Genomic DNA, 21,772 nt, shown 5'->3' with positions numbered 1-21,772 from the left:
GCCGAGGTCCCGATCCTCGTTCACATGCTGCTACAGGACCCCGTCTACGCTGGAAACACGCGTTCCATGAACGCGGGTGACAAAGCGCGCAACTTTCGGCACTGTCGTGGTGTCTGTAATGCACGCAGTCTTCCTTTCGGCAAGGTGCCCTGAGCAATTCCATGAAATTCAAAGCCCCCGCATTCCTGATTGCCCTGGCACTCACCGCACCGCTGGCGCTGTCGGCGCAGGCAGACGGGCCGGCGCTGCCGGCCGCCGCCACCGCAGACCAGGCGACCACCTCCAAGCTGGTCTATGGGCTGCTGTCCGACAGCCGCTACGCCTACCGGCCACGCGCGCTGGATGAGGCTACCTCCAAGGACGTCTTCAAGCGCTACCTGGAGACCCTCGATGGCGGCAAGCAGTTCTTCACCCAGGCCGACGTGGCGAAGTTCGCCCCGTTCGAGGCCGGCATCGCCACGGCCATCCGCGGCGGCGAACTGGAGCCGGCCTTCCAGGTGTTTTCCGTCTACAAGCAGCGCGTCGGCCAGCGGGTGGGCTATGCACGCAATCTGCTGAAGCGCGAGCCGGATTTCAGCACCGACGAGAAGTTCGAGTACGACCGCAAGGATGTGCCGTGGGCGGCCAGCGATGCCGAACTGGATGAACTGTGGCGCAAGTCGGTGAAGAACGATTGGCTGCGCCTGAAGCTCGCCGGCAAGAAGCCGGACGAGATCCGCACCACGCTGGACAAGCGCTACGCCACGCTGGAAAAGTCGGTCAACGAGCTGAAGGGCGAAGACGTTTTCCAGTTCTTCCTCAACGCCTATACCAGTGCCGTTGACCCGCACACCGATTATTTCACCCCGCGCACCGCCGAGAACTTCAACCAGGCGATGTCGCTGTCGCTGGAAGGCATCGGCGCCCAGCTGCAGCGCCAGGACGACATGGTGGTGATCCGCGAGATCATCGCCGGTGGCCCGGCGGCGGTGAACGGCAAACTCAAGCCCGGTGACCGCATCGTCGGCGTCGGACAGGGCACCTCCGGTCCGATCGAAGATGTGATCGGCTGGCGCATCGATGACGTGGTCGCCAAGATCCGCGGCAGCAAGGACACCCAGGTCCGGCTGGAGTTCATCCCGGCCGAAGAGGGCGTGGACGGCAAGCACCACACCCTGGTCCTGACCCGCCAGAAAGTGCGCCTGGCCGAACAGGCGGCCAAGGGCGAGACCTTGACCATCCCGGCCAAGGACGGAGCGCCGGAGCGCAAGGTCGGCGTGATCAAGTTGCCGACGTTCTACCAGGATTTCGAAGGCCGTCGCCGCAACGCGACCGACTATGCATCGGCGACCCGCGACGTGGCCAAGCTGCTGGCCGGTTTCAAGACCGACAAGCTGGACGGCGTGGTGCTTGACCTGCGCAACAACGGCGGCGGTTCGCTGGATGAAGCCATCGAGCTGACTGGGCTGTTCATCGAGCAGGGCCCGGTGGTGCAGGTGCGCGAATCCGGTGGCCGCGTCACCGTCAACAGCGATCGCAGCGAAGCGGTGGCGTGGGATGGTCCGCTGGCAGTGCTGATCAACCGCGGTTCGGCCTCGGCCTCGGAGATTTTCGCCGGTGCCATCCAGGACTACGGTCGTGGCCTGGTGATCGGTGAGACCACCTTCGGCAAGGGCACCGTGCAGAACATCGTCGACCTGGACCGCTGGCCGAGCGGCGAAGCCCAGCGTTTCGGCCAGGTCAAGCTGACCATCGCGCAGTTCTTCCGCGTCAGTGGCAGCAGCACCCAGCACAAGGGCGTGGTGCCCGACCTGGCCTTCCCGGCCAGCGTGGACGCCAGTGAGTTCGGCGAAAGCACCTACGACAACGCGTTGCCGTGGACCCGTATCGCCGCCGTGCCACATACTCAGTACGGTAACTTCGGCCCGTTGCTGCCCAAGCTGGAAAGCCGCCACGACACGCGCATTGCCGCTGACAAGGAGTTCCAGTGGTGGAACGAGGACGTGCAGCAGTTCCGCGAAGAGAAGGCCAAGAAGTACATCTCGCTCAACGAGGCCGAGCGCCGCACCGAACGTGAGCGCCAGGACAAGCAGCGCGCCGACCGCCAGGCCGTGCGCAAGCAGTTGGGCCTGGACCTGGATCCGCTTGCCGATGACAGCAACGACGATGGCCTGACCGGCAACGAGCGCGACATCGTCAAGGATGCCGCCCGCGAGAAGGCCGCCGAAAAGCGTCCGGACCCGCTGCTGCGCGAATCGGCGGCGATCCTGGCCGACGCGGTGAACCTGCTGGAAGAGGACCGCCCGCTGTCCGCCCAGGTGCTGCCGCAGTCCACCGGCGCAGGCCGCTGGGCCGACTGAAGCAGCCGCTGAACCATCGCCAACCCATGGCGCGCCGCCAGCCGGCGCGCCATGGGCGTAAACCTGCCGCTTACGCACCGCGCGTTATGCTGCGACGAGTCAATCGTTGCAGGAACGTCCATGCGGACTGCCGTCTTCCTTACTCCCGTAGTGCTGATGGCCGGCCTGTCCGGTTGTGGTGGCCGTGCGGCCGACAGTACCTTGCTGCGGGAATCGTTTGATTCCGGCGACATGTACTCGCGCACCGTGGACGGTTCGCCGGCCGAGGCCTGCGAGGCCGCCCGGCGCACCCTGCTCAGCCAGGGCTATGCGATCGCCCGTGCCGACGGGACCGGCGTGGAAGGCAGCAAGAATTTCCAGCCGCGCGATGACGACCACGAACAGCTGGTGCTGCGTATTTCCTGTGCGCCACGCGGCCAGCAGGCGCTGGTGTTCATCAGCGCGGTGCAGGACCGTTACGCGTTGAAGAAGAGTCCGACCTCCGCCAGTGTCGGCGTGGGTGCGCTGGGCTCGGTGTCGCTGCCGTTCGGCAGCAATGACGATTCGCTGGTGAAAGTCGCCAGCAGCACGGTGCAGGACGGCGAGTTCTATGGCCGGTTCTTCCAGCGGCTGCAGCAGTACCTGCCGGTGGTGGCGGCCCCGGCTCCGGCACCTGCGGCGGATCCGCCGCCGACGGACAGCACGGACGACGGGCTGCGCTGAACATGCGCGCAGGCGCCGCGCTGCTGGGGGCGCTGCTGGTCCTTCTTCCGGGGACGGCGCTGTCGGCCGCGCCGGAGTGCACGCAGGGGCTGCTGGAACGCCTGGGATGGCGATTCGAGTCGGCGGCGGTGACGACACCCGACGTGCACGGCGGCCCTGTCTGCACCCGCGAGGATCTACGCCAGGCGCACGCGCAGGGCGATCTGCGCGCCACGCTTCCGCGCCAATGGCAGCCTGCCGTGCGCGCGGAATTCATGCAGCAGCTGCTGGACGATCCGGCCAGTGTCTGTGCCTATGCGATGCGGGTGGGCGAAGCGGCGCGGCGGGCGGCCCACGCGCTGGAGAACAATCCGGGCTATCGGTTTTCAGGCCTGCAGCTGGGATGGATCGGCTTCGGCGCGCGCGGGGCGCACGCACAGGGCTGGCAGCGTACGCGCAGCCTGGGGCGGGGTTACCGGCCGGCGGCCAGCAACAGCCAGGCACTGGCGGCGTTCTACACCGGCAAGGTGCGCAGCGAATGCGGCGTCGGCCGCCAGGTCGCCCAACTGGCCACGCAGCGCGAGCTGCACGGGGACGCCTCGTTCGACACCGCGTTCGACAACGATGAGCTCGGCATCGGCACGTTCGTCGGCCTGCACGACACCAACAGCATCCTGCTCGGCGCGCACGCTGGCGACCTGTTCGCCGACGGCAAGGCGGTACGCACCTCGGCGATGGGCCGCCAGGCCTTCATGGGTGCGCCGGGTTACCTCACCCACGCGCTCGGCCGGGAAACGCTGGACGACCTGAACAACCAGGCCGAAAATTTCATCGTGGTGGACGTGGGCGCCGAGGCGGCCGAGGCGCTGCGGCGGCACGGCGGATTCGGCTGGTACGACCAGCGCAACCGGGAACTCTGGGAACTGTCCCGGCAGCTGCCACGCCGTGGCGTCCGCTTCTTCGAGCGGCTGTTGGCCGAGCGCGATCCTGCCCTGCGCGCATCGCTCACCGATGATGAAGCGGTGCTGTTGGAGCGCATGGACGCCGTGCTGGACGATCCGTTCTACCGGCAGTTCCTGATCTTCGTCCACCCGCGCGGTATAAAGCCGATCGGCTTGCACGTCGCACGCCTGCTGGACCGCAACCCGCGCACGCCGTTCACGGTGGAGCTGACGGTGCACAATCTGCCTACCACGCTGTACCGGCGCTGGCAGCAGGCGCAGTTGCGCCACTGCGCGGCAACCGGACTGCCGGGCAGCCTGACTTCTGATTCCGGACCCGACGGCGATGCCGGTCGCCGTCCCTCAACGCAAAGGTGAAACAGATGGATATCGCAATGATCGGCCTCGGCCGGATGGGCGCCAACATGGCCCAGCGGCTGCAGCGTGGCGGCCACCGCGTAGTGGGCCATGACCCGATGGAAGCGGCACGCGCGCGGGCGGCGGAATCGGGGATGGAGGTGTTCGCCACGCTGGCCGAGGCCGTCGCCGCGCTGCCGGTGCCGCGCGTGGTGTGGCTGATGGTGCCGGCCGGCGATACCGTCGACCAGACATTGGCGCAGCTGGTACCGCATCTCGCTGAAGGCGATGTGGTGATCGATGGCGGCAACTCGAATTACCAGGATTCCATCCGCCGCGCGCGTTCGCTCGCCGACGATGACATCTTTTACCTGGACTGCGGCACCAGCGGCGGCGTGTGGGGGTTGCAGGAGGGCTACAGCCTGATGATCGGTGGCGATGCGGCCACCGTGGAACAGCTGGCGCCGGTGTTCCAGGTACTCGCTCCGGCTGCCGACCGCGGCTGGGCACGGGTGGGTCCGAGCGGGGCAGGGCACTACACCAAGATGATCCACAACGGCATCGAATACGGAATGATGCAGGCCTATGCCGAAGGCTTCGCGTTGATGGAGCGGAAAGAAGAAATGGAACTCGACCTGGGCCAGGTCGCCGAGGTATGGCGCCATGGCAGCGTGGTGCGTTCGTGGTTGCTGGACCTGAGCGCGCAGGCGCTGCAGCGCAATCCGGCGCTGGACGGCATCGCGCCCTACGTGGAGGATTCCGGCGAGGGCCGCTGGACCGTGGCCGAAGCCATCGCGCTGGACGTGCCTGCGCCGGTCATCACGCTCGCACTGCTGGAGCGGCTGCGTTCGCGCCAGTCGAACAGTTTCAGCGATCGCCTGCTGGCGGCGATGCGCAATGAATTCGGCGGCCACGCGATCAAGAAGACCTGATCGCGGCGCTACACCAGACACGTCACAGCGCGATGGTGCGGCCGTCGCGCGCGCTGCGGCGGCCGGCATCCAGCAGTTGCATCAGCTGCAACGCCTGCCCCGGGGTGACCTCGGCCGGCCCTTCGCCACGGATCGCTGCAGCGAAGGCGCTGTACAGCCGCCGATAGTCACCGGGCACGTTGTCCACGGTGGTGTGCTGCAGCGTGCCCGCCTCGTCGAAGGCCGAGTGGACGCCATGCAGCGGATCCAGTCCCCAGCCGGGCGCGCCGGGTGCCTTGCCTGCCGCCAGCTGTGCCTCCTGAACATCCAGTCCCTGCTTGATCCAGCTGCCTTTGCTGCCGTGCACGGTGAAGCGCGGCGCTGCTGCGCTGACCAGCGAACCCGCATGCACGATGGCGCGCATGCGGGGGTAGTGCAGCACCGCATGCAGGTAATCGGTGCTGCCTTCGCTGCGCTGGCGATCCAGGTCTGCGGTGATCGCCTGCGGCCAACCGAACAGCTGCAGCATCTGGTCAAGCAGGTGCGGTCCCAGGTCGTACCACAGCCCGCCACCGGGTTGCTCGCGCTCGCGCCAGCGATCGCGAACCTGCGGGCGGAAACGGTCGAAATGGGAGTGGCATTCGGCAACATCGCCCAGCACGTCGGTAGCCAGCAGGTGGCGCAGAGTGAGGAAGTCGGCATCGAAACGCCGGTTCTGGAAAACAGTCACCACCCGTGCGTTGTCTTCTGCGGTGCGCAGCACGGTTTCAGCCTGCGCGGTGTCCAGTGCGAAGGGCTTGTCCACCAGCACGTGTTTGCCAGCGCGCAGCGCGGCGATGGCCAATGGCGCGTGCTGTTCGTTGGGCGTTGCAATGATCACCGCGTCCACCGCGGGGTCTTCCAACACCTCAGCGGGTGCGGCGCGCACGTGCACGTCGGTGAAGTGGCGGCGCAGTTCATCACGACGCGAGCTGACCACGCTGTGCAGGAAAAGCCCCGGCGTGTGCTGGATCAACGGCGCGTGGAAAACCCGCCCGGCGAGGCCGTAGCCGATCAGTGCAAGCTGCAGGTCGACAGGCATGGCGCGCTCCGCGTTGGGTGGGGATGACCAGCCTAGCGGCTCGTCCACGCGGTGCAAAACATGAACGGATGTCGCATCCCGCATCTCGGTTCACCCCAGCATGACAGTACCGGCACGCGGGCTGGACGCCGGTTACGGGACACTCCATCCACCAACGAGGAGGACCGTACGATGAAGACGAATTCCAAGCTGCTTACCGCGACCATTGGCCTGGGCATGCTGCTGGCTGCACCGCTGGCGATGGCCAACGATCCGGCGAAGAAGGGCGGCACGATGGCCCAGGATCGGACCCATGCGGCTACCCATGACTCCAACGAGCCGGTGACCGATACGTGGATCACTACCAAGGTCAAGGGCGACTTGGCCGTCAGCAGCAATGTGCCGGCCACCGATATCAGCGTGACCACCGTCAACGGCGTGGTGACCCTGCAGGGCAACGTGGCCAACAAGGCCGAGCATGACAAGGCGGTCAACACGGCCAAGGGGATCAAGGGCGTTACCCGCGTTGATTCCAGCCAGCTGAAGGTCGCTGGCACCGCGTCGATGAAGTAAGCCGACAGGCAGTTGGAGATAGTGGCGGAGGCGCCCCAGGTGGGCGCCTTTGCCGTATCTGGCTGTGGCCTGGGCGGTATCCAGACTGCCCACGGCCTGTCCTGCCCAGATCCGGAACGCCGTGCTTCCCGCGCGTATTGGTCGCCTGCACGGCGGTGGACAGGATCCGGCGCCGGGGGCCTTGGTTCGACGCAGCCACCCCCATGGCCGGATGCCTCCCCGCTGGACTATAGTGGCTTCACGCGCCCTTCGCGGCCCCCATGGTCGCGCGGCGCGGGGGGCGGCGTTCTGGAGTTTGCTGGGGGATCGGCAATGTGGGTGGCCAGGGTGAGACCATGCCAGTGAAAACTGAGGTGGGCGATCTGCGTATCCTGCTGGTCGAGGACATGCCCGACGATGCCGAGCGCGTCATCGCGCAGATCCTCGCTGCAGGCATGCGCGCCAGTTTCCAGCGGGTGGACCAAGAAGGCGAGCTGCTGGCTGCGCTGCAGTCCTTCCAGCCGGACGTGGTGCTGGCCGAGTTGAACATGGCCGCTTTTTCGGGCTTCCAGGCCCTGGACATCGTGCGCCTGGCGCAACCGGACCTGCCGTTCCTGTTCCTGTCCAGCACGCTTGGCGAAGAGGCGGCGGTGGCCGCCCTGCAACGCGGCGCCAGCGATTACATCCTCAAGCACCAGCCCGCGCGGCTGCCTTCGGCGGTCGCCCGTGCCGTGCGCGATGCGCGTGCGACGGGCGAACGGCAGCGGGTGGAAGGGGAGCTGATGCGCGCGCAGCGGCTGGAAAGCCTGTCGCTGCTCGCGGCCGGACTCAGCCACGACCTGCGCAATATCCTGCAGCCTCTGCTGATCGTGCCGGAGTTGCTGAAAGCCCGGACGCAGGATCCGCAACTGCTGCACATGGCCGAGGTCATCGCCGAATGCGGGCGGCGCGGGCATGAGATGGCAGAGTCGATGCTGTCCTTCGTGCGCGGCTCGCGCAAGCCAAGCGAGCGGGTACCGGTGCACCATCTGTTCGAGGCGGTGCAGTTGCTGCTGCGCGGCACCCTGCCCAGCGACATCGAGCTGCAGGTGGAGGCGGCCGATGGCGCGCCGGCGGTGGACGGCAATTACACAGAGCTGCAACAGGTGCTGCTCAACCTTGCACTCAATGCCCTCCAGGCGATGCCCGATGGTGGCAGGCTCACCCTGCGGGTGGGCCCGGACGGCAGCCGCGAGGGGCGGCAGTGGCTGGTCATTTCGGTGATCGACGAAGGCATCGGCATGGATGCCCAAACGCTGGAACGGCTGTTCAGCCCCTTCTTCACCACCAAGCCGGACGGCACCGGCCTGGGCCTGGTGTCCTGCAAACGGATCGTGGAAAGCTGTGGCGGGCGCATCGTGGTGACCAGCGCCGTGGGCAAGGGGACGCGTTTCGATCTGCACCTGCCGGTCAGCGAGCAGGCCGGGCTGCCGGTGCCGCCCAGCACACCACAGGCCGCCGGCACGGGGCAGTCCATCCTGGTCGTGGATGCCGAGGCAACCCGCCTGTCGCTGCTGGGTAACGCCTTGTGCAGCCAAGGGTATGAACTGCAACTGGCATCCGACGGCGCAGCGGCGTTGCGCGCGTTGAGGCCCGATGCCATGCCGGCGCTGGTCATTCTCGATGGTGGCGCCCAGTTGCTGAGCGCCAGCGCGCTGTTGTCAGAGCTCTCGGCACGCGGGTACCGCGGCGCGGCACTGCTGCTGCGCGATGAGGCCTGTGTGTCGCCGATTGTCGCGCCACCGGGGATTACGCTGCACGCGCTACGCAAGCCGCTGGAGATGCAGCAGGTGTTCCGTTCCGTGGCCAAGGCGCTGCGCTCGCACCGGTAATGACGGCCGCTGGCCGTCATGCCCCATCTGCAGGTGGGTGACGACCGTTTCCTGCCACGGGTGGGTGACGACGGCTTTCTGCCACGGGTGGGTGGCGACCGTTGGTCGTCACGCCTTGGCGCTCGCCGAGCATGGCGCGCGCTGTACAGGCATCACGCCTGCTGCTCCCACGGGAAGCGCGGCAGCGCGGCGACCGCCTGTTCCAGCCGATGCGCCCAGTTGCGGTGGATATCGGCATACAACGGCGAATCTCCGCTCAGGCGCAGCTGTCCGCCGATCCGCAGTTCATCGCGGCGCACCAGCGCCAGGTCCAGCGGCAGGCCCACCGACAGGTTCGAGCGGATGGTGGAATCCAGCGACACCACCGCGGTGCGCGCCGCATCGTCCAGTCGCGTGCGCGGCCGGATGATGCGGTCCAGGATCGGCTTGCCGTACTTGGATTCACCGATCTGCAGGTACGGCGTTTCGGGCGAGGCGGAGATGGCATTGCCAAGGGGATAGATCATGTACAGCCCGGGTCGTTCGCCCGCGATCTGCCCGCCGAGGATCAAGGTCGCCTGGGTGTTCACCCCGTCGTGGCCGTGTTCCACGTCGCGGCATTTGACCTGGCTGTCGACCAGCAGCGCGCCGACATATTCGGCGACCTCGAACAGGTGGCGCAGGCCGCGCAGATTCGGCGTGCGCTGCTCTTCCACGTCGCGCTGCAAGCGTGAAACGAGCAGCTGGGTGGTGGCCAGGTTGCCGCTGGCCATCAGCACGAACACCGCTTGGCCGGGGTATTCGAAGACATGCAGCTTGCGATGGACGCGTACATCGTCCACCGATGCATTGGTGCGGGTGTCGGCGGCAAAGACCAACCCCTCGTCCACGTCGATTCCGACGCAATAAGTCATTGGCATCGTCCCATCAAGTGCGGTCCAATGGTACGGGTGATGCCGTGATGAAGACATTACCTCCCCCCTGCCACCCGATGATCCGCATGACCACCGTGCTCCTCAGCCTGGGCAGCAATGTCCAGCCCCGCCGTCACCTGCATGCCGCCGTGGCCGCCTTGGCGGAACGTTTTGGCGCCATCACCGTCTCTCCGGCCTACCGCACCGCGGCGGTGGGCTTTGACGGCCCGGCGTTCCTCAACAATGCGGTGGCCATCGAAACCGATCTGGACCTGGACACGCTGGACGCGTGGGCGCATGCGCTGGAACACCGGCACGGGCGTGATCGCAGCGGGCCGCGCTTTTCCGACCGGACCCTGGACATCGACGTGGTGTTCTACGGCGATCTGATCGTGGAAGGGCCGGGGCACCTGCGCATTCCCCGTCCGGAATTGAAGCATGCGTTCGTGATCAAGCCGCTGGCCGACATCGCACCGGACTTCGTCGATCCGGTCAGCGGGCTGCCCCTGGCGGCGCTGTGGCGGGCCCACCGCCAGTTCGGCGACGCCTTCGAGGTGGTGGAACTGGGTCCGGACAGAGAGGGCTGATGCAGCGGCGAGCGCGCGGTCGCGCCGAAGGCAACGGTAGCGCCGAGCCATGCTCGGCGAGCGCAGCGGCAAAGGTAGTGACGACCAACGGTCGTCACCCACCCCAGTCGTCATCCCCTCCCAGTGGTCACCCACCGCGGTCAGCACGACCGAAGCCGGCGGCTCAGGACAGCGTGCGCCCGCCATCCAGCCGCAGCGTATGGCCGGTGACGAAGCCGGCATCGGCGATCAGCCAGCGCACCGCCTCGGCGATCTCTTCCACCGTGCCGATGCGCGCCAGCGGGGTGCGCGCCAGCAGCGCCTCGCGGGCGAAATCATCCTTGCCGCTTTCCGGCCACAGGATGGCGCCGGGGGCCACCGCGTTCACCCGGACCTTGGGCGCCAGCTCCAGCGCCAGTGAGCGGGTGACCATTTCCAGCGCGGCCTTGGCCATGCAGTAGGCGGGATGGTCGCGCATGGGCTGGCTGCCGTGCAGGTCGGTGAGGTTGACGATGCTGCCGTGGCTGCGACGCAGGTGGGGCGCGGCGGCCTGCCCCAGCAGCAGCGGCGCCCGGGCGTTCACCGCGTACAGGTCATCGATGGCTTCGGCGGTGATCTGCCCCAGCGGGGTAGCGAAGAAGTTGGAGGCATTGTTGACCAGCGCATCCAGCCTGCCGAAATGGGCCGCTGCCTGTTCGACCAGGTCGGCCAGGGCATCAGCCTGGCGCAGGTCGGCCTGCAGTGCCAGCACGCTGCCTGGCCGGGCCAGTTCAAACGCGAAAGCGGCCTGCTGCAGCTCGTCGCTGGAGCGGTTGGCGTGCAGCACGATGTTGTAGCCAGCCTGGTGCAGATGACCGGCAATGGCCGCACCGATGCGGCGCGCGCTGCCGGTGATCAGGGCCACGGGGGCGGGAGGGGTCATCGGGTACTCCATGGCTCGGCTATCCTGTGCATCATTGTCACCGCATTTGAAGACGCCATGCAGTCCACCCTTCCGCTGCCCGATACCGACGCCCTGGCCCATAGCGAACAGCTGGCGGCCGCCCTGCGCGATGAAATCCGTACGCAGGGCGGTGCGATCCCGTTCTCGCGCTTCATGGAGCTGTGCCTGTACACACCCGGTTGGGGGTATTACAGCGCAGGCGCCAGCAAGTTCGGCGCCAGCGGCGATTTCACCACTGCGCCTGAAATGGGCGGACTGTTCGCCGCCACGGTCGCAAATGCGCTGGCCCCGGTGTTCGGCCAGCTGGGACCGCAGGCCCGCCTGCTTGAACTCGGAGGGGGTACCGGTGCCTTCGCCGAAGCGCTGCTGCTGCGGCTGGCGGAACTGCAGGCGCTGCCGGCGCGTTATGCGATCCTCGAGCCCAGCGCCGACCTGCGCCAGCGCCAGCGCGAGCGGTTGCAGCAGAACCTGCCGGCGGAGATCGGCGGGCGCGTGGAATGGCTGGACCGGCCGTTCGACGACGACTGGGAAGGCGTGGTGTTCGCCAACGAGGTGATCGATGCACTGCCTACGCCACGCTTCGTGATCAACGCCGGTGAGGTGTACGAGGAAACCGTGGCGCTGGACGCCAACGATCAGTTCGTGCGCGCCACGGCACCAGCGGACATGCTGCTCAACGGCGCGGTACGGCACCTGGAACGTTACCTGGACAAGCCGTTCGCCGATGGCTACCGGTCCGAACTGCTGCCGCAGCTTCCCTATTGGCTGCAGGCGGTGGCCGGCGGACTGAAACGCGGCGCGATGCTGTTCGTGGACTACGGTTACAGCCGCGGCGAGTACTACCTGCCGGAGCGCGATGACGGTACCGTGCGTGCGTTCTATCGCCACCACGTACACAACGAGGTGTACCTGTGGCCGGGCCTGCAGGACATCACCGCCTCGGTGGACTTCACTGCCATGGCCGAAGCGGGCCTGCATGCCGGCTTCGACCTGGCCGGTTACTGCAGCCAGGCCAGTTTCCTGCTCGGTAACGGGCTGGACCAGGTGCTTGCGCTGGCCGATGAGCGCACCGACGACGTAGGTCGCGTGCAGCTGCGTGAGGAGGTGAAAAAGCTCACCCTGCCCAGCGGCATGGGCGAGCGCTTCCAGGTGATCGGCCTGCAGCGCGACGTGGATTTCGAGCCGTCCTTCGAACTCGGTGACCTGAGCTGGCGGCTGTGAGCGGCAAGTGGCTCAAGCCACTGCGCCATCGGCGGTTCTGGCTGTGCGTGTGGCTGGCCGCGGTGGTGACGGTGATCGTGGTCTGCCTGATCCCGCCGCCGCCGCTGGCGCTGCCGCAGGGCAGTGACAAGCTGGAGCATTTCCTTGCGTACTTCCTGCTGGGGGGCAGTGCCGTGCAGGTGTTCCAGCGCGGGCGCGCGCTGCTGTGGGTGGCCGCGGGCCTGGTGCTGATGGGAGTCGGTATCGAGATCGCGCAGGGCGCGCTGACCGAAACCCGCATGGCCGATCCGGCCGATGCGCTGGCCAATACCATCGGCGTCGTGGCCGGCCTCGCCACGGCGCTGACGCCGTGGCGGGACCTGTTGTTGCGCCTGCGCGGCTGACCGTCGACCGGCGCCGCGGCGCTACCGGGCCAGGGTCACTTCATCCAGCACCCACATCGCCGGACGGGTGTCACCGGTGAAGCTGATGCACAGGTCGCCCTTGCCGGCCACCTGCTTGGGCAATGCCGCTTGCAGGGTGACGAATCCATCGGCACCCACCTGGGCGGGCAACGGCACTTCGGCCAATGCCGGGCCGGTGCAGTCGCCGCGGCGGACCTTCATTTCACCGTGTGCCCGCCTGGCCGCTTCGAACTTGCGCTGCGGTTCATCGTGGGCCAGCTGGAAGTAATAGGGAATGCGGCCAGCACGGACCTTCAGCGTGCGGATTCCGGTGAGATCGGCATCGGCCCAGCGCCAGCACGGGTTGAAGATGTTGACGTTGAATACCGCGCGCGCACCGTCAGCCGGGCCGTCATCTTCCAGTCGCAGCAGCAGCTGGCCCGGGCCGGGGCAGGTCAGCAGTTCGTCGTCGCGGCGGGTCAGCAGCGACTGCGCAGTGAACGCGGCCACGCTGGGTGCGGCAGCCAGCGGCTTGCCGTTGAAGAACGCGGCAGCGTGCACGGTCACCGGCACCGTGGCCTGCAGCGGCGTCTTGTACAGCGTCGAGTCTGCGGTCACCGGCTGGCCATCGGTGCGATAACGCACTTCGTAGCCGAGTGGATTGGCCAGGCTGACCCGCACGCTGCCGACGCGCCGGTCGTCCTGATGCTCGACGGCTACCTCGAACGGGGTCTGCGCATACGCAAGCCCCCATGCACGATAGCGCTGCAGCTGCGCAGGCAGGCGGGCCAGGAAGTCGCGGAAATCACGCTGCTGCACCGGACTCCAGCCGGTTTCGGCCACGGCGGCCAGGCGCGGGAACAGGTTGTGCTGCAGGCGGTGGTAGCTGCGCGTGTGTTCGGTGAACATGTTGGCCTGCAGGCCGAGGATGTGGTGCTTCTTGTCCGCCGCCAGCGTGGCCGGCACCGGCTCGAAGGCGTAGGTACGCGCCAGCGTGGTGAGCAACGGACGGCCCGGCGGCTCGTTCGGCGATGAGGTCTGCAGGTAATCCATGTACATGTCGGTGACCGGCGACATCACCACGTCGTGGCCTTCGCTGGCCGCCTTCAGGCCACCCTCGGTACCACGCCAGGACATCACCGTGGCCTGCGGCGGCAGGCCGCCTTCGAGAATTTCATCCCAGCCGATCAGGCGCCGGTCGTGCTGTTCCAGGAAGGTTTCCAGACGCTTGATCAGGTGGCTCTGCATCTGCATTTCATCGCTGGCGCCCAGTTCGCGCATGCGCTGCTGCACACGCGCCGAGGCGATCCAGTGGTCCTTCACCGCTTCATCGCCGCCCACATGCACGTAGCTCGACGGGAACAGGGCGATGACTTCTTCCAGCACGTTTTCAAGGAAGGTGAACGTGCTTTCCTCGGTGTTGAACAGGTTGGGGAACACGCCCCATTCGCTCAGCGGTTGCAACGGCGTATCCAGTACGCCCAGCTCGGGGTAGGCGGCAATGGCGGCGGTCGCGTGGCCGGGCACGTCGATCTCCGGGATCACCTGGATATGCAGCGCGGCGGCGTAGGCGATGACCTCGCGGATCTGCTGCTGGGTATAGAAGCCGCAGTAAGGGCGCGGTGCACCGGTGGCCGGATCGCGGCCACCGTCACCGGCCGGGATGCGGCAGCTGCCGACCTCGGTCAGTTTCGGGTAGCGCTTGATCTCCATGCGCCAGCCCTGGTCATCGGTGAGATGCCAGTGGAAAGTATTGAGCTTGTGCGCGGCCATCGCATCGAGCACCTGCTTGATCTCGTCCAGGCTCTGGAAGTGCCGCGCCGAATCCAACATCAGGCCGCGCCAGCTGAAGCGCGGGGCATCGTCGATGCGTAGTGCCTGCAGGGCACCGTCGGTGTTGCTGGTGAACAGTTGCGACAACGTCGCCGCCCCGTAGAACAGGCCGGCTTCGGTAGCCGCGGCAACGGTCACACCGTCGCCGTTGGAGCGCAGCTGGTAGCCTTCGGCGCCGGTCTTCAGCGCGGTGTCGAGCACGAAGTTGACGCCGTTCTTGCCGTACCCGTTCTTGACCGGCAGGGTGGGGCCGCCGCTGTCGCGCAACAGCGTGCTGAACTGGCGTGCCACGCGCGTGGCCGCGTCGCCGCGCGCCCAGACCGGGGTGCTGGCTTCCACCTTGAAGGGCGCGCCATCGAGGCGTTCCACGTGGGCCGGTGCGGGAATGAGCGGCAGGCTGCCGTCGCGCAGCAATGGGCCGGGGGCGTTGTCGATGGCCGGTGCATCGGCGGCGCGCGCCAGCGGCGCGATGGCCAGGCACAGCAGCAGCGGGGCCAGGGAGGTGAAGCGCATCAGGTGACTCCTGTGGTGGCGGGGCGCCGACGTTTGGCCGGTGCCTCCCGTTTTACCGTCCCCATCATGCAACGGGCCCGGATGACCGGGCCCGTTGCGATGGGACATTGCCAGCTGCAGCTTAGAACTTGAAGTGCACCGTGGCCATGTAGCGGCGGCCACTCTTGTACTTGCCGGCCAGGTGCTCCTTGTCGCCCAGGTACTGGAAGTAGGTCTCGTCCAGCAGGTTCTGCGCGTCGATGTTGAGCGACCAGTTCTCGTTGAAGGTGTAACCGATGCTGGCGCCCAGTTCGGCGTAGTCGTCCACGCTTGCCGGCGCTGCGCCGGCCACGTAGCCGCCGGCCAGGTAGCTGTCACGCCAGTTGTAGGTCAGGCGGGCATTTAGCGGGCCCTTTTCGTAGTACGGGCTGAAGGCCACGGCATTGCGCGACTGGTAGGGCAGCGGATCACCGGTGTTGTTCTCGCCGTTGGCGTAGGTGTAGTTGCCGGTCAGGCCGAAGCCGCTCTCGCCGAAGGGCTGCTGGAAGCTCAGGTTGAAGCCCTTGACGTGGCCACTGCCGGCATTGCGCGGACGCTGGATGCTGTAGTCGCAGTAACCATCGGCGGTGCAGCCGTTGGTGCCCACGATGCTGTCCCAGGTCAGCGGCGAGGTATCGCGGATCGAGTTGTACTGGCGCTCGATGGTGGCCGAGGTGTCGATGTAGTTCTCGATCTTCTTGTAGAAGATCGACCACGCCACGACTGCCTGCGGCGCGAAGTAGTACTCGGCTGACGCGTTGAAGTTCCACGACTCATACGGCGACAGGTCGGCGTTGCCGCCCGAACCGGTCAGCTGGGTATCGTTGAGGAAGGTGTTGTTGACCATCTGGTTGTACGGCGCCCAGGCGATCACCTTCGCACCGGAGAAACGGAACACCCAGTCGCTGTCGGTGTCCCAGGCTAGGCTCACCGAGGGCAGCACGAAGTCTTCCTTCTTGCTCCGGGTCTGCCACTTGCTGTCCAGGTCGGTCAGGGTCGGCGTGCCGCCGTAGACGAAGCCGCTGCCGTCGGTCTTGGAGTCGACGTAGCGCACGCCGACGTTGCCGCGCAGCGGGCCGTTGGAGAAGTTCAACTGCGCATAGGCGGCGTTGTTGGTCTGCTCCAGCGCCCAGCTGTTGTTGAGGTAGCTGGACGGATCCGGGTTGGCGAAGTCCAGCGGGCTGCCCTTGACCCAGGCCAGCACGTTGTCCCGGCCCACCTGGATGTGGTGCGACTGGTCGTCACCGAAGCCCTGGATGCCGTCGGTCAGGCCGATGGTGCCGACGTCGGCCAGGGTGCCGGTACGCACGCCGCCGTACACGTTGAGCTCGAAGTTTTCTTCGTGCTTGCCGTGGCGCACGCCGAACTGCAGCTGGTTGAACACGCTGTCGAACTGCACGTTGAAGTCCAGCTGCGCGTAGGTGTCCTTGCTGTCGGTGGCGAAGATGCCGTTGTTGCCGAGCCAGCCGCCCGGAGCGCCCCAGTTGGCCGGGTCACGCGCGCCGGCCGGGTCTTCGAAGGTCAGGCCGTCATCCACGCTCCAGCTGTAGGCGCCGTTGTAGACCGGTTCGATGAAGTACTGCGCAAGGTTCTTGTTTTCGGACTTGCTCTGGCCGACCTGGCCGTTGACGCCCCAGCCCTCGCCCTTCCAGGCGCCACGCAGGTCCAGGCCCTTGGTGGTGACTTCGGATTCGCGCACATTGTTGTCATAGATGACGGTGCCGCTGGTGGCATCGGCATTGGCATTGGAGTGGCCGCTGGTGGCCACGCCGTTGCGCACGCCGCCGAGCTGGTCGATGGCGTTGCGGGTGCCGTCGTTCCAGGTCAGGAAGGAGTACATCGACTGGTTGTAGTTGTCGAAGTTTTCCTTGATGTACAGGCCACTGAGGTTGAACTCGAGGTCTTCGTTCGGCTTGAACTGCAGGTTGACCACGGCGCTGTCGCGCTTGCGCTCCTGCTGGAACCAGGCCGCATTGATCGAGTTCGGCACGTCGACATCGCCGGCCACGCCCGTTGCGTTGGTGAAGCTGCTGGCCTTGGCGTAGCCGAACACTTCGATGCCCTGGCGGTCGATCGCCTCTTCATAGTGCTGTGCGGAAACGGCGATGCCGAACGTTTCGTCGTCGTTCTTCCAGCTGTACAGCGCCGAAGCGTTCGGCTTGCCTTCGCTGGCCTGCTGGCTGTAGCTGTAGCCTACAGAGGCGGCCACTTCGTTCTTCTTCAGGTCCAGCGGCTGGCGGGTGTGCATCAGCACGGTACCGCCGAGGCTGCCTTCGGTCAGGCGTGCTTCGGAAGACTTGATGATCTCCGCGCGGCCGAGGATCTGCGGCGACAGCAGGGTGTAGTCGAAGCCGCGGTTGGGCTGCTCGCCATACAGCCAGATGGCCTGAGCGACCGGGTGGCCATCCAGGAAGGACAGGTTGAGGCTGGGATCGGTGCCGTCGATGCTGACCCGCTCGCCTTGGCCGAAGCGGCGATCCAGGGTGACGCCGGGAATCTGCGACAGCGCTTCGGCGACATTGGTGCTGGGGAACTTGCCGATGTCCTCGGCGGTGATCGCTTCGGACACACCAACGTTGTTGCGCTTGGTATCCAGCGACTTTTCCAGGCTGGCGCGGATGCCGACCACGGTGATCGTGTCCAGGTCCTGCGCTGTCTGGGTCTGCTGGGCGTGGGCACTGAAAGCCAGGCAGCCGACGATGGCGGCCGAAAGTACGGACTTGCGGGTGTTCATGATGTCTCTCCTCATCACACGAAGTTTCGCCGCGTCGGCGCGTGGTTGTTGCTTTCGTACGACCTCGCCGCGGCCGGCGGGTCGGGTGTTCCGGGTACAGCGTGCTGCGTGTTCCGGGTACCGCCTCGTTCGTTCAGGCCGCCACGCGCTCCAGCGCGCCGCGAGGTCAGCGGGGTTGCTGGCCGAGATACCAGCTGGCCGCGCCGATGACGCCCAACTGCCCATGTTCGACCACCTTCACCGGGATCCGCTGCAGCGCTTCGCTCATCGGTCCCTTGTTGAGATAGCGCGCCACGAAGGTGCTGGCGCGCAGGTAATCGCGGATCTTCGGCAGGATGCCGCCGGCCAGGTAGACGCCACCATGGGCGCCGTACAGCAGGGCCATGTCGCCGACGGTGCTGCCGAGCAGGCCGCAGAACACGTCCAGTGCCCTGCGTGCCAATGCGTCGGTGCCCGCGATGGCGGCAGCGGTCACCGCATCGGGGGTGCCCAGCACGGCGGGGTGGTCTTCCAGTGCGCACAGCGCGGTGTACAGGTTGATCAGGCCGGGGCCTGACAGCGCATGTTCCACCGACACGTGGGAGCGTGCGCGCAGCATGTGGCGCAGGATCGCCATTTCCAGTTCATCGCTGGCGGCAAGGCTGGCCTGGCCGGCCTCGGTTGCCAGCACCACCGGACCATGCGCGGTCGGAATCCACAATGCCGCACCCAGTCCGGTGCCCGGTCCCACCACCAGCGTGGGGCCGATCGGCGCGCTGTCCGGCCCGCACAGCTGCAGCACGCCGCTCGCATCGACCTGGGCCGCCGCGTGGGCCACGGCTTCGAAATCGTTGACGATGTGCACGTGCTGCACCCCGACCTCGGTTTCCAGCTGGCGCGCCGACAGCGGCCAGGGCACGTTCGCGGTGATCACCGTGCCGTCTTCGCGGGCGTAGCCGGCGGTGGCCACCACGCAATGCGCCGGACGCATGCCGTCGCCGAGGAAGTCGGAAAGGATCGCGCCCAGGCCGGGATGATCGGCATTGCGGTACTTGCGGTAGTCCAGCACGCGTACCGGATGCGCGGCGTCGCCGCTCGCCTCTACGCGGGCCACCCGGACATGGGTGCCACCGACGTCCGCGGCCAGGAAGCCCGGCGCTGCAGTGGAGAGGACGTGGGTGGGTGCGGGATGGCTGGCAGCGGTCACGCGGGCTCCTGCGGAGTGCGGGCCATGGGTGACCCGCCGTTGAGCGGAATATGAAGCCGTGTTGACAACGATGTCAACGGCTTCGTGAATTTTTCGTTGCTGCATCGCAAGAGATGGTTTCCGCAGAAAACGATTACATGCCGGTCCCGCTTCCTTGGGGCAAACATCCGCCGCGCATGCGCTTGAGCGGTCCAGCGCGTTCAGTGTGTCCGACAGCCACGAGGATGCGGCATTGCAGCAAATACAGTGGGGAGGATTTTGTGAGTTGACAAAGTCCCTATGCCCGTCGAAAGAATGTGACAACGTTGTTCCCAGCCACTCGTCGACGACGCCCTGCGCGGAGTCGCAGCAGGAGCCTTGCCGATGTCCGCCGTCCACGCTGCAGGTGCGCGTACCAGCGTCACCACGTCCATCGCCATCGTCGGCGTGTTGTTCTTCCTGATCGGCTTCTTCACCTGGCTCAATGGACCGCTGATCACCTTCGTCAAACTGGCCTTCGAGCTCGACGAGGTGGGCGCGTTCCTGGTGCTGATGGTGTTCTACCTGTCCTACTTTTTCCTGGCGCTGCCGTCCTCGTGGATTCTGCGCCGTACCGGCATGAAGAAAGGGCTGAGCCTGAGCCTGCTGGTGATGGCCGCCGGTGCAGCCACTTTCGGTGAGTTCGCCACCCAACGCTGGTATCCGGGCGCGCTGGGCGGTCTTTTCATCATCGGCAGCGGCCTGGCACTGCTGCAGACCGCGATCAATCCGTACATCAGCATCCTGGGGCCGATTGAAACCGCAGCGCGGCGCATCGCGCTGATGGGCATCTGCAACAAGATCGCCGGCATGCTCGCGCCGGTGCTGATCGGCACGCTGGTACTGCATGGCGTGGGCGATCTCTCCACCGCGGTGGAGCAGGCCGACGTGGCAACCCGCGCGGCACTGCTCAACGACTTCGCCGCCAAGATCCATGCGCCTTACCTGGGCATGGCCGCGCTGCTGGTGGTGCTGTCGGTGGCGGTGCTGTTCTCGCCGCTGCCCGAACTGAAATCCTCCGAGGCCAATGCCGCACCGGCCGGCAAGGGCGGGATCGAACGCAGCAGCATTTTCCAGTTCCCGCACCTGTGGCTGGGCGTGCTGTGCCTGTTCGTCTATGTGGGCGTGGAAGTGATGGCCGGTGATGCCATCGGCACCTACGGCCACGGATTCGACCTGCCGCTGGACCAGACCAAGATGTTCACCTCCCTTACCTTGGGGGCGATGCTGGTGGGCTACGTGGTGGGCCTGCTGCTGATCCCCCGTTTTGTTTCCCAGTCGCGCTACCTGAGCATTTCCGCCTCGCTTGGCGTGCTGTTCTGCCTGGGGGCCTACTTCACCCATGGTTATGCGTCGGTCGCCTTCGTGGCACTGCTCGGGTTCGCCAACGCGATGATGTGGCCCGCGATCTTCCCGCTCGCGATCCGCGGCCTGGGCCGCTTCACCGAGACCGGTTCGGCGCTGCTGGTGATGGGCATCGCCGGCGGTGCGATCATTCCGCAGGCCTTTGCCGTGCTCAAGCAGCATGTCGACTTCCAGCTGGTGTTCCTGCTGCTGATGGTCCCGTGCTACCTGTACATCCTGTTCTATTCGACCATCGGGCACCGCGCGGGCCTGCCGCGCGACGCTGCCTGATCGGCGATCATGGACGCCACGGATCAACCGCGGGGAACGGCAATGCGCAGAGCCACAATCAAGGACGTCGCCGAGAAGGCCAAGGTCTCGCTGAAGACCGTGTCGCGCGTCATCAACAACGAACCGTCGGTGATGCAGGCCACCCGCGCGCGGGTGCTGCGTGCGGTGGCCGAGCTGGATTACGAGCCGGATCCCTCGGCGCGCAACCTGCGCAGCGGCACCACCTTCGTGGTCGGGCTGGTGTATGACAACCCCAACCCGTACCACATCATCGGCGTGCAGAACGGCGTGCTGGCGGCCTGCCGCGAGACCGGCTTCGGCCTGCAGATCCACCCCTGCGATTCCAGCTCGCCGCTGCTGGCTGAAGAGCTGGCCGACTGGGTACAGCGTTCGCGACTGGCCGGGCTGGTGCTGACCGCGCCGATGTCCGAGCGCCGCGACCTGGTGCAGGCCTTGACCGCGCGCGGCATCAAGCTGGTGCGCATCATCGCCGCTACCGAAGATCCCGCCGACGGGGCCTGCGTGTTCGTCGACGACCGCGAGGCCGCCTACGAAGTCACCGAGCACCTGATCCAGCTTGGCCACCAGCGGATCGGCTTCCTGTGGGGCGGTAGTTCACACCGTTCGTCGGTGGAGCGCCATGCCGGTTACGAGGCCGCGTTGAAGGACTACGGCATGACCGTGGACAAGCACCTGGTGGTGCAGGGCGATTACACCTTCGACGATGGATTCCGCGGTGCACGGCGCCTGCTCGCGCTGCGCGAGCCGCCGACCGCCATCTTCGGGTCCAACGATGAAATCGCCGCCGGCGTACTGGCGGCAGCGAAGTCGGCCGGCATGAACGTGCCCTACGACCTGTCCATCGCCGGCTTCGAGGACAGTCCGTTTTCGCGCCAGTCCTGGCCGCCGCTGACCACCGCCAAACAGGCCACCGAAGACATCGCCCGGCATGCCGCGCGCCTGCTGATCGCACAGCTGCGCAGCGATGCGTACGACGATGCGCCGTCGCCGCTGCACAACCAGGGCTTCGTGCCACAGCTGGTGGTGCGTGGTTCGACCGCGCCGATGCGTCCGGCCGCCGCGCGCGCCCTTTCTTCCGATCCTCCTTGAGTACCGC

General features: G+C 66.6%; 17 protein-coding genes. 11 read left to right on the top strand and 6 right to left on the bottom strand.

The features are described 5' to 3' along the window. Positions 1–161: 161 nt before the first annotated feature. From H9654_RS04415 to gnd, 4 genes are all read left to right on the top strand, one after another. Positions 162–2,339, top strand: a complete 2,178-nt coding sequence (locus H9654_RS04415; protein ID WP_101098921.1) for a carboxy terminal-processing peptidase — start codon at positions 162–164, stop codon at positions 2,337–2,339. A 120-nt stretch (positions 2,340–2,459) separates the two neighbouring features. Beyond that, positions 2,460–3,041 (top strand): DUF2242 domain-containing protein, encoded by a 582-nt coding sequence (locus H9654_RS04410; RefSeq protein ID WP_191769357.1) that lies wholly within the window; start codon positions 2,460–2,462, stop codon positions 3,039–3,041. A gap of 2 nt (positions 3,042–3,043) precedes the next feature. Next, the gene (locus tag H9654_RS04405) at positions 3,044–4,339 is read left to right on the top strand and encodes a hypothetical protein (RefSeq protein ID WP_191769355.1); all 1,296 of its coding nucleotides are present in this window, start codon (positions 3,044–3,046) and stop codon (positions 4,337–4,339) included. Between the two features lie 5 nt (positions 4,340–4,344). Further along, entirely contained in the window at positions 4,345–5,250 is a 906-nt protein-coding gene (gnd, locus tag H9654_RS04400; RefSeq protein ID WP_191769353.1) for a phosphogluconate dehydrogenase (NAD(+)-dependent, decarboxylating), read from the top strand. Positions 5,251–5,272: 22 nt separating this feature from the next. On the opposite strand, the gene H9654_RS04395 is transcribed toward gnd, so the two are convergent. Further along, complete coding sequence (locus H9654_RS04395) at positions 5,273–6,310, bottom strand: oxidoreductase (protein WP_191769351.1); 1,038 nt, start codon at positions 6,308–6,310, stop codon at positions 5,273–5,275. 171 nt (positions 6,311–6,481) lie between these two features. Here H9654_RS04395 and H9654_RS04390 point away from each other — a divergent pair, with 171 nt between their 5' ends. Together H9654_RS04390 and H9654_RS04385 are read left to right on the top strand one after the other, a co-directional pair. Further along, on the top strand, positions 6,482–6,862 hold the full coding sequence (locus H9654_RS04390; RefSeq protein ID WP_191769350.1) for a BON domain-containing protein: 381 nt from the start codon (positions 6,482–6,484) through the stop codon (positions 6,860–6,862). Between the two features lie 335 nt (positions 6,863–7,197). Further along, on the top strand, positions 7,198–8,712 hold the full coding sequence (locus tag H9654_RS04385; protein WP_191769348.1) for an ATP-binding response regulator: 1,515 nt from the start codon (positions 7,198–7,200) through the stop codon (positions 8,710–8,712). Positions 8,713–8,864: 152 nt separating this feature from the next. Here the strand turns inward: H9654_RS04385 and H9654_RS04380 are convergent, their stop codons facing one another. After that, positions 8,865–9,605 (bottom strand): proteasome-type protease, encoded by a 741-nt coding sequence (locus tag H9654_RS04380; protein WP_191769346.1) that lies wholly within the window; start codon positions 9,603–9,605, stop codon positions 8,865–8,867. 86 nt (positions 9,606–9,691) lie between these two features. Between H9654_RS04380 and folK the strand changes: the two genes are divergently transcribed. Continuing rightward, positions 9,692–10,192, top strand: coding sequence for a 2-amino-4-hydroxy-6-hydroxymethyldihydropteridine diphosphokinase (gene folK, locus H9654_RS04375; RefSeq protein WP_191769344.1), 501 nt, complete (start codon positions 9,692–9,694; stop codon positions 10,190–10,192). A gap of 163 nt (positions 10,193–10,355) precedes the next feature. On the opposite strand, the gene H9654_RS04370 is transcribed toward folK, so the two are convergent. Then, positions 10,356–11,093 (bottom strand): pteridine reductase, encoded by a 738-nt coding sequence (locus H9654_RS04370; protein WP_191769342.1) that lies wholly within the window; start codon positions 11,091–11,093, stop codon positions 10,356–10,358. A gap of 57 nt (positions 11,094–11,150) precedes the next feature. Between H9654_RS04370 and H9654_RS04365 the strand changes: the two genes are divergently transcribed. After that, a complete protein-coding gene (locus tag H9654_RS04365) occupies positions 11,151–12,335 on the top strand; it encodes a class I SAM-dependent methyltransferase (protein ID WP_191769340.1) in 1,185 nt (394 codons plus the stop codon). Further along, positions 12,332–12,718 carry a VanZ family protein gene (locus tag H9654_RS04360; RefSeq protein WP_191769338.1) on the top strand — a complete coding sequence of 129 codons (387 nt, stop codon included), beginning with the start codon at positions 12,332–12,334 and terminating at the stop codon, positions 12,716–12,718. The genes H9654_RS04365 and H9654_RS04360 overlap by 4 nt, the downstream gene beginning before the upstream one ends. A 21-nt stretch (positions 12,719–12,739) precedes the next feature. On the opposite strand, the gene H9654_RS04355 is transcribed toward H9654_RS04360, so the two are convergent. The 3 genes from H9654_RS04355 to H9654_RS04345 form a co-directional block, all read right to left on the bottom strand. Continuing rightward, positions 12,740–15,064, bottom strand: coding sequence for a beta-N-acetylhexosaminidase (locus H9654_RS04355; RefSeq protein WP_191769336.1), 2,325 nt, complete (start codon positions 15,062–15,064; stop codon positions 12,740–12,742). A gap of 121 nt (positions 15,065–15,185) precedes the next feature. Next, positions 15,186–17,816 carry a TonB-dependent receptor gene (locus tag H9654_RS04350; RefSeq protein WP_191769334.1) on the bottom strand — a complete coding sequence of 877 codons (2,631 nt, stop codon included), beginning with the start codon at positions 17,814–17,816 and terminating at the stop codon, positions 15,186–15,188. 166 nt (positions 17,817–17,982) lie between these two features. Beyond that, entirely contained in the window at positions 17,983–19,002 is a 1,020-nt protein-coding gene (locus H9654_RS04345; RefSeq protein WP_318241112.1) for a glucokinase family protein, read from the bottom strand. 363 nt (positions 19,003–19,365) lie between these two features. Here H9654_RS04345 and H9654_RS04340 point away from each other — a divergent pair, with 363 nt between their 5' ends. Beyond that, entirely contained in the window at positions 19,366–20,655 is a 1,290-nt protein-coding gene (locus H9654_RS04340) for a sugar MFS transporter (protein ID WP_191769331.1), read from the top strand. A gap of 42 nt (positions 20,656–20,697) precedes the next feature. Further along, the gene (locus H9654_RS04335) at positions 20,698–21,765 is read left to right on the top strand and encodes a LacI family DNA-binding transcriptional regulator (protein WP_191769329.1); all 1,068 of its coding nucleotides are present in this window, start codon (positions 20,698–20,700) and stop codon (positions 21,763–21,765) included. Positions 21,766–21,772 lie beyond the last annotated feature (7 nt).

The sequence above is a fragment of the Stenotrophomonas lacuserhaii genome (assembly GCF_014836545.1).
Classification (GTDB): Bacteria; Pseudomonadota; Gammaproteobacteria; order Xanthomonadales; family Xanthomonadaceae; genus Stenotrophomonas; species Stenotrophomonas lacuserhaii.
This window is presented reverse-complemented; position numbering and strand designations above follow the sequence as displayed.

Excerpts from the sequence above, each read along its gene's own strand:
- H9654_RS04415 (WP_101098921.1), top strand. The coding sequence starts at position 162 with ATGAAATTCAAAGCCCCCGCATTCCTGATTGCCCTGGCACTCACCGCA.
- H9654_RS04410 (WP_191769357.1), top strand. The coding sequence starts at position 2,460 with ATGCGGACTGCCGTCTTCCTTACTCCCGTAGTGCTGATGGCCGGCCTG.
- H9654_RS04405 (WP_191769355.1), top strand. The coding sequence starts at position 3,044 with ATGCGCGCAGGCGCCGCGCTGCTGGGGGCGCTGCTGGTCCTTCTTCCG.
- gnd (WP_191769353.1), top strand. The coding sequence starts at position 4,345 with ATGGATATCGCAATGATCGGCCTCGGCCGGATGGGCGCCAACATGGCC.
- H9654_RS04395 (WP_191769351.1), bottom strand. The coding sequence starts at position 6,310 with ATGCCTGTCGACCTGCAGCTTGCACTGATCGGCTACGGCCTCGCCGGG.
- H9654_RS04390 (WP_191769350.1), top strand. The coding sequence starts at position 6,482 with ATGAAGACGAATTCCAAGCTGCTTACCGCGACCATTGGCCTGGGCATG.
- H9654_RS04385 (WP_191769348.1), top strand. The coding sequence starts at position 7,198 with ATGCCAGTGAAAACTGAGGTGGGCGATCTGCGTATCCTGCTGGTCGAG.
- H9654_RS04380 (WP_191769346.1), bottom strand. The coding sequence starts at position 9,605 with ATGACTTATTGCGTCGGAATCGACGTGGACGAGGGGTTGGTCTTTGCC.
- folK (WP_191769344.1), top strand. The coding sequence starts at position 9,692 with ATGACCACCGTGCTCCTCAGCCTGGGCAGCAATGTCCAGCCCCGCCGT.
- H9654_RS04370 (WP_191769342.1), bottom strand. The coding sequence starts at position 11,093 with ATGACCCCTCCCGCCCCCGTGGCCCTGATCACCGGCAGCGCGCGCCGC.
- H9654_RS04365 (WP_191769340.1), top strand. The coding sequence starts at position 11,151 with ATGCAGTCCACCCTTCCGCTGCCCGATACCGACGCCCTGGCCCATAGC.
- H9654_RS04355 (WP_191769336.1), bottom strand. The coding sequence starts at position 15,064 with ATGCGCTTCACCTCCCTGGCCCCGCTGCTGCTGTGCCTGGCCATCGCG.
- H9654_RS04350 (WP_191769334.1), bottom strand. The coding sequence starts at position 17,816 with ATGAACACCCGCAAGTCCGTACTTTCGGCCGCCATCGTCGGCTGCCTG.
- H9654_RS04340 (WP_191769331.1), top strand. The coding sequence starts at position 19,366 with ATGTCCGCCGTCCACGCTGCAGGTGCGCGTACCAGCGTCACCACGTCC.
- H9654_RS04335 (WP_191769329.1), top strand. The coding sequence starts at position 20,698 with ATGCGCAGAGCCACAATCAAGGACGTCGCCGAGAAGGCCAAGGTCTCG.